Genomic DNA, 9,846 nt, shown 5'->3' with positions numbered 1-9,846 from the left:
GAAATAGTTGATAAAGTTATTTCTGTTGCTCTCGATTTGATGAATCCTCAACATTTAAAAAATTGGTTCACTAATTGTTGTTACTGTACCTCATAACACCGGGAAGTGCTGTATAAATAGCCAACTAAGGTTTCTAGACTAGTTGCCTGTTGATAAATTTCGGGATTGAGTCGTTTATGACGACAATGGGCAGAGTTACGACCTCTGCGAACAATTTCTAATTCGTTACTCCTCAAGTAAGGAGTTAACATTCGCAAATGTATCGCTTGTGTTTCTGCTCTTACCTGATCCACTACGGAACGATGGTAGTTTTCCAGTCGTTGTTGTGGCCACAGAAAAAACATTCTAACATATAATTCATAAATTGCGTCCCCCAAATAAGCTAAAGCGGAAGGAGATATCTGTTTTATTTGATCTGGGGATATTTGCTGGGGCAGTTGCGTCGCATTTACCAACCATGGGTTAATGTCTGATGAATCCTGCGCAGTAGTTTCATCTTCTTCATGTTGGGCTGTTTCCTCCTTCGACTTCACAGATTAATCATTCCTTAAAAAAGCACTACATCGGGAGATAATTTTCGCCAACATTACTTTGATTACAAAAGCAATGTTCGCATACTGAGCATATTATAAATTAGTAACCATAACCAAAATTTACTGATATTGTTTCTTTAGACCTATCAACTAATTTGGTGGGCTTTCCGATAGTGTAGCGTCACGTAAGCCAGATGATTTACGTTTATTCACACCCAGTATTTTCGACTAGGATCGTGTTGCTATCAAAATTTCAGAGTTTCTATTATAGAATAGTATGTTTCCTTTAAGTCGGAAATTCCAGGTTTATTGAGATTGGTTTGAGGAACAAAATCTGATCAATTCCTGCCAATGTTGGGTTTCAGTCCCTTCTACCCAACCGACAATTTTTTTAAATCAACTGCATTGAGTTATATTCAATTTTTAATATAGTACATTAAATTAAGTGTTTTTACTTCATCACCACACTAAGAGATAGATTTTTGCTCTATAAAGCTCTATAAAAATTAAGCTATCCTTTGACATAGGATAGCCTAATTCAGATTTTCCATTCAAGCAATCAAGATGGGATGTTGTTTATGGCTTCACCAACTGACTCTCGTAGACAGAGAAACTTTTCTAAACGAACAAGCTTAACCGTTTGGGTGACACGAGCATTAGTGACAATTTGTAAAGTGCCTTTACTTTCAGGTTCAGGTTTAGCCAGCTTGGCCAGTTGTACCAGCGCACCTAATCCAGAACTATCTACAAAGTCTATTTGTGAAAGATCCAAAATGATGTGTTTTGGACCTTCTTCAATTTTACTGCTGAGTGTCTTACGAAATGTTGGCTCAGAGAAAGCGTCTAACAAGCCTGTGAGGCGGAATAGCTGACAGTTATCCCGGACTTCGCGTGTACCTCTGAGGCTCACGGTTAGATTTAGTGGTTCAGCTATAATTTCCTCCTCGTTCTTTTTACTAAAAGTAAACGTTCTAGTATAGATGGTTTGTGGGCAATTTGTCTATGACTAAGAATTTCCGATTTGAGATTTGAGAGTGGTTTTATCCGCGAGTTCAATCTAAAATCGCCAATCCAAAATCCAAAATTTATTGACGTACTGCTTGCATTTCTAGCACAAACTGTTCAAACAGGTAATCAGCATCATGGGGTCCTGGACTGGCCTCTGGATGATACTGAACAGAAAACACAGGTAGGGTCTTGTGTCGCACTCCTGCTACGGTTAAATCATTGAGGTTCAAATGGCTGACTTCAACCGTTGTAGTTGGTAGGGAGTCTGGGGCAAGGGCAAAACTGTGATTTTGGCTGGTAATTTCTACTCGCTGTTGTAGTCCCGCAGGTTGATTTAAACCCCGATGTCCAAATTTTAGTTTAAAGGTTTCTGCTCCGAGCGCGTGACCTAAAATTTGGTGTCCCATACAAATGCCAAACATGGGTTTTTGGCTGTCTAGTAAGGCTCTGGTGGTGTTGATACCTTCTGTGACTGCGGCAGGGTCTCCTGGTCCGTTGGAGAGGAAAATACCATCTGGATTGTATTTGAGAATTTCTTCTGGTTGTGTATCGGCAGGAACAACTATGACGCGACATCCATAACTGGCTAAACGACGTAAGATATTCCGCTTGATTCCAAAGTCTAAAGCAACAACGGTGAAGGTTTCCCTAATTTTAGCTACCGCTTCGGGGTTAAATTCCCAAGGGGCTGTTGTGGTTTCTTGCCATTCATAAGCGGATTTTGTAGTTACTTTTTTGACTAAGTTTAATCCCGTCATGCTGGGAGCAGCTTGTACCATTTCTAACAATTCTGTTTCATCCAGAATTGCTGTGGAAATACCACCATTCATCGCTCCAAACATCCGAATTTTGCGAGTTAGCGCCCGGGTATCTATACCATAAATGCCCGGTATTTGGTGCTTTTGCAGGTATTTGGGTAGGGATTGGGTGGAACGCCAGTTACTCGGTTTGTGACAAATATTCCGGGCGATCGCTCCCTGAACATGAGGTTTATTAGACTCTTCGTCTTCATTATTAATACCAGTATTACCTAGTTCTGGATAAGTAAAAATAACGATTTGTCCACAGTAACTAGGATCGGTTAACACTTCTTGATATCCGGTCATACCAGTGTTAAATACGATTTCTCCAATGGCGGTCCCCGTAGCACCGAAGGACCAACCGCGATAAGTGGAGCCGTCTGCTAGGACCAATAGCGCCGGAATTGTTTCAGATAGAGGCATAGATCGTTTGTAATTGGTAATTGGAGAGATAAAGGGGTTTTATATCTTCTATAACTTATTTTTTTAGAAGACTGTAAAGGTATATTTTCTCATGGTTTATGAAGGTGGGGACTCTACAATATTCATTTCTATAATTGTCAGTGCTCTTTTATTTTTTTTGTAGTGAGTTTTAACAAGCCTAATAAGACTAAGCTTAAACTTCGGCAATGGCCTCATCGAATATATTTCGCAACCAGACACTACTATCCTCCGGCTTTACTTCTGGAATCCGTTCGTAATTTAAACGCAATTCCTCTAAAGTATCAGATAAAACAGCCTGATAACCGGGATCATCTTGCTCAATACAATCAAGAATTGTATCAACCAAGAAATCAATAGCATTAACACAAGCATCAAAAGATTCTCGTTGGGAGGTAAGATTCAAAAAGAGCAAATAAATTTTTGATTTGAGAATCTCCAAAAACCCTGTAGCTTTCTGGGTTGGTTCAATACAAGAGTAGGCAAAATCTCTTAAGTAATCACGTTGTTCAGTAGAAAAATTGCTCCACTCAGTTTTGATCTCTCTAGATGCTTTTTTTAAATGTGAAACAATTTCATCAAATTTTGAAGTAGAAGCAACCTTATTGCCCCGAACTTGATAAATTTGATCAAAATCAATTAAAACCGCGCTAGACATGGTTAATACCTCTACTTGTATATAAATGATAGCCTTGAATATTTCTATACCATATTCATCGGCAACCAAGAACTTTCCCGTAATTACTATACAATCTTTTGCAAAAAATCATGATATACATATTACCGGAAAATCCCAATCAAAACTTTAATTTTGCAATGATTAAACGGCCAAGCATTTTTAATTTGGTGGCGGGGTTAAACTTGGTAAGAGCAGCCAGGGCGGTTAAAATATCCATTATGCTTAAATACTCTTTGTCTCGTCTAGCCCTCATTTCTTGTTCGGTTAGTTTAGCGTTTCTAACTGGTGCTTGTAATCAAGATCAGCAGAAAACAACCACAGATGGATCTAAATCATCTTTGGCTACTGGGAGTTTGGCCGCAATTCATTCTCCTAGTCAATTTAAACAACCGTTGGTCAGTCAAACATCAAACCCACTAGAATCTTCTCCGACTCAATTAAGCACTTTGGAAATGGCTCTCGATAAAGCTGCTGGTGCTAAAAGTATCAGCCAATCTGCTGTATCTGTGGATGATTGGAATTTGGTGGTAAGTCTGTTTCAAGATGCGATCGCTCTCATGCAAAAGATTAAGCGTAATAGTGGCAATTTCGCTTTTGCCCAAAGTCAAATTGTTAAATATCGTCGTGAAATTGCCTATGCTCGTCAACAAGCTAAACCGACAAATTTAACATCCTCCCTTACCCAGCCACAACCAGTGATCATTGATGTTCCCAAACCACAAACTCCTATTGAAAGCTCAAAACCCCTATTATTACCTACTTCTCCCCCATTAGCAATGCTCCCCCGCAAAAATGAGGTATTTATTGTCCCAATTAAGCGGCGCATGGGTGGTACACCAATTATTGAAGTTACTTTCAATGGTACACAACAATTTGAAATGATTGTAGATACAGGTGCAAGTGGGACTGTAATTACTCAGAAGATAGCAGCAGCTTTAGGTGTAGTACCAACTGGGAAAGCTAAAGCTAATACCGCTAGTGCTAAAGCTGTGGAATTTCCCATTGGCTACCTTGATTCCATGGAAGTCGAGGGTATGAGGGTAAATAAAGTTTCAGTAGCGATCGCTGGTACGCAATTAGAAACAGGACTTTTAGGACATGACTTTTTCGGTAATTACGATATAACCATCAAACGTCATGTTGTAGAATTTCGTCCCCAAACCCACTCAGAAGTTAATCCCCCAGGAATTGAATTAACTGTTCCAACTTTGTCCAGGGACTACCGCTTTGTAAAATTTCCTTAGCTAGAGTCACCCCCTGATCATGATTTAACCAGGGAACAACCCCGGCTACTTGCAATGCTAAGGCAGCATTTAACGCCACTATATCTTGTTGTGGTTGTGTCCCTTTTCCCTGCAAAACTTCTTTGAGAATCACAGCATTTTCTTGTACATTACCACCCTTAACAGCGGTAATGTCAGCAGATTTGACATTTATCTCCTGGGGATTAACAGTAGTTAAGGATACTTGACCATCCTTCAAGATCGCCAAATCAGTAATATCACCCAAACCAGCCTCGTCTAATTTTTCTCTACCATGTAAAACAATAGCCGTTTGTGTCCCCAGGAGATGCAAAGCTTCAGCCATAGTAGCTATGAGTTTCGGATCAAACACACCAATCACCTGACCAGTAGGATTTAGTGGATTTACTAAAGGACCTAGTAAATTAAATACAGTTCTTACCTTGAGATTTCGCCGTAAAGGGGCAACTGCTTTCAGTGCTGGGTGCCACCCCGGTGCAAATAAAAAGGTAATTCCCACCTCTTCGACTGCTGCTTGCACTTTTTCACTGGTAGCAGTCAAATTAACTCCCAATGCTTCCAAAACATCAGCGCTTCCCGTGAGACTAGAAGCAGAACGACTACCATGTTTAGCCACCCGTACACCAGCAGCAGCGACCACAAAAGCCACAGCGGTGGAAATATTAAATGTAGAAGCGCCGTCACCACCAGTACCACAAGTATCAATTAATGGCAGAAATTGGCTATGGTCGCTTTTATTGATAGCCACCGAAGATAGAGATTTTAAAACCTCTCCCATGCCTGTTAATTCTTCAGCACAAACACCTTTAAAATTTAAAGCCATTAAAATCGCCCCGGATAATTCTGGGGGAATAGCTTCCTTTATCCACCCTTGCATTAATTCTGCTGCTTGGGTGCGGGATAATGATTGACCTTCTAATAATTGTTTGAGTAAGTTAGACCAAATAGTAAAATCCATGGTTCAGGTTTTTGATAATGTTGAATATAATTTTACCGACAAATGGTTTTTTGTTTCACGCACAGGCGCGGAGAAAGAACGCAAAGATGAGTCTAATTTATTACACACCTAGCCACTAGAAGTCCCAGCCACAAAGGTCAAACCCACCTGCATGAGTTTAAAACCTTTAAAACCTTTAATAACTTGAATTTTGTGTTAGTCTACCCAGGTTTGTTTAGTAGCGATTTACAGCAAGTAGCTTTGAGTGAGGTAGACATTATGCGGGCAAGATGCCCGCACCACAAGAGTTTTATCATTAATATCTGTACTTGATAATACTGAGAACTGCTGTAAGTAGGTGAACAGAAAAAAACCGACATAAGTAACGAAAAGTAAAGTTGCCCAAAACCTCTTCCCTCTTCCCTGTCCCCTCTTCCCTCTTCCCTGTCCCCTCTTCCCTCTTCCCTCTTCCCTCTTCCCTGTCACCTGTCACCTGTCACCTGTCACCTGTCACCTCTTCCCTCTTCCCTCTTCCCTGTCACCTGTCACCTGTCACCTGTCACCTGTCACCTATTCCCTCTTCCCTGTCACCTGTCACCTGTCACCTGTCACCTATTCCCTCGTCATAACGACAATTTTTAACGCCAACCTACTTAGTAGTTACTAATGAATAGTTCTTGGCCTTTTTCCGCTTTTTTTTGTTTATAGTTATTCATGCCATATTGTAGTTCCCATTCAATGATATTTGCCCATTTAAAATTTTCTCTTATTTCTGGACAATCATCATAGGTAATTAACCAATTGTGGGGACATTGTTTTAAGTTTAAAGCAAATCTTTGATGATCAAATCCTGTATGCAAATCTCCTTTTTTACCATATAATTTAGATTTCTCCGCTTGGAAATAGGGAGGATCTAAAAATATGAATACCTCTGCTCCTGGCAGATTAATAATATGGCTATAATCTAAATTTGTAATTTTGATATCTGGTGTTAAGATAGTGGCTAATTTTTCCAGTCTATCTATTGATGAATTGGTAAATCTTTTGTGAAAAGATTCTAAAGAAAATCCTCCTGATTCTATAGTTCCTGAAAATGTAATTCTATTCAGAACAAAAAAGCGCGTTGCTCTTTCTAAATCTGATAATGTGTTAACATCTACACGGGCTAATTTAGCAAAGAGTAATTTTCCGTCTTGGTAATTTTCTTTAACATGACGAACTTCAGCAACTAATTTCGATAAATCAGATTGTGCCAAATGCCAAAATCGCCATAATTCCGGGTTTAAATCATTAATTGCAATCTTTAAATCAGGATATTTTTGTTTAAGATAAATAAATACAGAACCACCACCAACAAAAGGTTCTCGCAACTCAGAAAACTTTTGTGGTAAATATTCAGATATTTGCTTGATTGCTTTTGATTTACCACCAGGATAACGGAGAGGACTTTTGATATTCATTGTATTTGAGCCTTGAGAAGTGATAATATAAATTTTGCCTTCTCATATCTACAGCAAAATTACCCATCTTCACAACCTACCATATCAGCTTATGAACCGTTCAACACCCTATCAACCCTTAATATTAAGAATCCTGCATGGTATCAGCGGAACCTTAGTAATTGGTGCAATTATCAGCGGGTTTCTAATTTACAACACTTTTGACAAAAGATTTGGATCTATCCCCATTCCTAAAATTAATCCTATTCAGGATATTCACGGCACATTAGCACTATTTTTCTTGATTTTACTACCATTTTTCGCCCTTTATAGTTTTCATGCCGGTAAAAGACGCTTATTACAACCAGACTTTATGCAAAATCTAACTCAAATTGGTAAACCAATTTGGTGGGTAAGTTTGCAACGTTTAGCAAATACTAAAATGTTAATTGCTGCCGTTTTAGCAGTAGTCTCTGGTAGAATGATGCAAGAAGAATGGCTACCCACAGGAGAATTTGATCATATTTGGTATTCTCTTCATTTAATAGCTTGGTTAATCATGATTTGTTGTTTAGCAATTCATGTTTTGATGTCAGCTAAAGTTGGTGGTGTGCCATTATTACTGTCAATAATATCATGGAAATTCCGCCCAGAAGATAGTCCAGGGAATTGGTATAGTCGTTTCCGTGGTTGGTTGGGTAATTTTTCTGATCATATTCAGGAAGAAATTAATCAGTTTATGGGCGGTGGTTTATTATTGAAAATAATTGAGGTGATTGTTTTGTTAGGAATTATTGCCGCGTTTATTTTACCAGTGTTTTTCTCAAGTGAAAAGTAAAGTCTATTTTTATCTAGGTTTTAAATACAGCAGTTATCCGTTTATGAAGTACAGATATTAATAATAAAACTCTTGTGGTGCGGGCATCTTGCCCGCACAAAGTGTACCTCACTCAAAGCTACTTGCTGTAAGTAGATAAACGGAAAAAAACCGACATAAGTAACGAAAAGTAAAATTGCCCAAAACCTCTTCCCTATTCCCTATTCCCTATTCCCTATTCCCTGTTCCCTGTTCCCAGTTAAGAGTTCCCTGACCACACAAGTAAATTCACAGAATCAAACCAGATTCCTATAGCGGTCAAGTAAAGCCTGTGCATATTTTTGGTGTTCTGTCACTAATTTAGGAGGGGATAATACTTGGGCTTTATCCATATAACGATAAACCCAGCGACTAAATTCATTTAAAGACCGACCTGGTAAATCTACAGCATATTCTATATAAGAATATTGCCCATTTTTATCAATAAATCCAGTGGTAATTTTTTGGCGAGGATGACGACGTTCTCCTTCTAAAATAAAATTTGATATGGGAGGATAAAAACGTACTTTTACCTCAATAAATTCGAGGGTTCCTGCTAATTCAGCTTTTTGAGGTTCTGGGTCGCCTAAATTTAAACCCCAGCCATTTTCTAGTAGTTTATATGCTGTAACTAAACTTGCTCTTTGTTTTTCTAAACCCCGTGGTGGTATTTTGCTGACAGGATAACAATGACTATTAAAACGGTTTACACGCCCCATAACTAAATGTTCATTTTCACAAAGTTCATACAGTAAATACCAAGCAATATCATGATATATTAACTGTAAAGGAAATACCTGAAACCGCCCAATATGATTAGAACCATATAAATCTTTGGTACGAGAAATTTCAATAGCTTGTCCCTGAATAATAGCTTGTTCTAATAATGGTAATTGATGAAATAATGTATCGCGGTTTTCTCCCTGAGTCGCCATTTCTTCGGGGTCAGTATAAATAATAGCCCGGTTGAGATGTTGACGAGTAGGATAAAAAAGTTCTCCTTCCAGGGACTTATCTAAACCACGTAATCTTTTACTGAGACTTTCATAAATGCGTCTAGCTTGGGCATCACCCTGATATTGTGCTTGAGATGCTAAAGCGTTAAATGCTACTTTTAATTCTGTTATGGAAAGCGCACCCGTTCCTAAATAATATCCCCAACGATACATTCGTTGGTCAAGAATAGCATAACGTCGGAGGGTTTCTAAATCTTTGCGGAGGGTGGAAAGGGCTGGATATTCTGGAGGTAATTCTATCTTTAATTCTGCTGCTAACTTTTGCAGATATGCTTTTACAGAACTAATTGCATCATGATTTTCATTGTTACTAGAGTCGAGAAAATCAGGACTACCGACACCGGGATATTTTAATAATGTAGCAATTAACAGCAGCAAACGTTCAAAGGCCAAACGTTCTGTATAGGAATGGGCAGGTTTTTTAGACATGGTAAATCACTGGCAGAAATTTATAGTACATTAATCTCAGTGCAAAAAGAAAATATTTAAACTATTGGTAGAAATTAGCTGTAACTGTTTTGACATACTCACCTGCCTGAAGGCGAGGTGATTCTTGACGCTTCACCGACTGATGCTACCGAGGTAGTCTTACTCTGTCTCTGCGCCCGTTTAGAGTCGTGGCAATGCCCTATCCCGACTTTATTTATATTTTTTGCGGCGTTTTCATCTCGGTCGTGTTCAGTCCCACAATTTAGGCACTTAACCGACCGAATTTTTAAATCAAGTTTCCCCCATTTGTAGCCACATTCAGAGCAAATTTGGCTTGTTGCTTCCCATCTACTAATAACACGGAAATCTCTATTAAACTTTTCTGCTTTACCTTCGCATAAAGTTCTAAATTGCCTCCACCCTTGTAGACTAATTGACCTGGCAAG

10 protein-coding genes are annotated in these 9,846 nt (G+C 38.8%); 2 read left to right on the top strand and 8 right to left on the bottom strand.

The window, feature by feature from the left end; genetic code table 11:
* Positions 1-80: 80 nt before the first annotated feature.
* The 4 genes from H6F39_RS19600 to H6F39_RS19585 all read right to left on the bottom strand — a co-directional run bounded on the left by H6F39_RS19600 (position 81) and on the right by H6F39_RS19585 (position 3,509).
* Complete coding sequence (locus H6F39_RS19600) at positions 81-533, bottom strand: ribonuclease III domain-containing protein (RefSeq protein ID WP_190397264.1); 453 nt, start codon at positions 531-533, stop codon at positions 81-83.
* A gap of 559 nt (positions 534-1,092) precedes the next feature.
* Positions 1,093-1,443, bottom strand: coding sequence for an STAS domain-containing protein (locus tag H6F39_RS19595; RefSeq protein WP_236097182.1), 351 nt, complete (start codon positions 1,441-1,443; stop codon positions 1,093-1,095).
* Positions 1,444-1,618: 175 nt separating this feature from the next.
* Positions 1,619-2,764 (bottom strand): glutamine-hydrolyzing carbamoyl-phosphate synthase small subunit, encoded by a 1,146-nt coding sequence (carA, locus tag H6F39_RS19590; protein ID WP_190372392.1) that lies wholly within the window; start codon positions 2,762-2,764, stop codon positions 1,619-1,621.
* Positions 2,765-2,957: 193 nt separating this feature from the next.
* Entirely contained in the window at positions 2,958-3,509 is a 552-nt protein-coding gene (locus H6F39_RS19585) for a hypothetical protein (RefSeq protein ID WP_242028676.1), read from the bottom strand.
* A 170-nt stretch (positions 3,510-3,679) separates the two neighbouring features.
* On the opposite strand from H6F39_RS19585, the gene H6F39_RS19580 reads away from it, so the two are divergent.
* Positions 3,680-4,705, top strand: a complete 1,026-nt coding sequence (locus tag H6F39_RS19580) for a TIGR02281 family clan AA aspartic protease (RefSeq protein ID WP_137909344.1) — start codon at positions 3,680-3,682, stop codon at positions 4,703-4,705.
* On the opposite strand, the gene trpD is transcribed toward H6F39_RS19580, so the two are convergent.
* Positions 4,635-5,681, bottom strand: coding sequence for an anthranilate phosphoribosyltransferase (trpD, locus tag H6F39_RS19575; protein ID WP_190397263.1), 1,047 nt, complete (start codon positions 5,679-5,681; stop codon positions 4,635-4,637). The two genes, H6F39_RS19580 and trpD, sit on opposite strands and share 71 nt — an antisense overlap.
* Positions 5,682-6,313: 632 nt before the next feature.
* Positions 6,314-7,120, bottom strand: coding sequence for a DNA adenine methylase (locus H6F39_RS19570; RefSeq protein ID WP_190397262.1), 807 nt, complete (start codon positions 7,118-7,120; stop codon positions 6,314-6,316).
* A 91-nt stretch (positions 7,121-7,211) separates the two neighbouring features.
* Here H6F39_RS19570 and H6F39_RS19565 point away from each other — a divergent pair, with 91 nt between their 5' ends.
* Positions 7,212-7,937, top strand: a complete 726-nt coding sequence (locus H6F39_RS19565) for a cytochrome b/b6 domain-containing protein (RefSeq protein WP_190397261.1) — start codon at positions 7,212-7,214, stop codon at positions 7,935-7,937.
* Between the two features lie 275 nt (positions 7,938-8,212).
* Here H6F39_RS19565 and H6F39_RS19560 read toward each other — a convergent pair whose 3' ends face one another.
* Positions 8,213-9,400, bottom strand: coding sequence for a YafY family protein (locus H6F39_RS19560; RefSeq protein ID WP_190397260.1), 1,188 nt, complete (start codon positions 9,398-9,400; stop codon positions 8,213-8,215).
* Between the two features lie 98 nt (positions 9,401-9,498).
* Complete coding sequence (locus H6F39_RS19555) at positions 9,499-9,834, bottom strand: zinc ribbon domain-containing protein (RefSeq protein WP_370539412.1); 336 nt, start codon at positions 9,832-9,834, stop codon at positions 9,499-9,501.
* Between the last annotated feature and the right edge of the window lie 12 nt (positions 9,835-9,846).

Origin of the sequence: Dolichospermum sp. FACHB-1250 (assembly GCF_014696335.1) — a bacterium.
GTDB lineage: Bacteria > Cyanobacteriota > Cyanobacteriia > Cyanobacteriales > Nostocaceae > Dolichospermum > Dolichospermum planctonicum.
The sequence above is the reverse complement of the archived record's forward strand: the minus strand, read 5'-3'. Positions and strand labels throughout refer to the sequence as shown.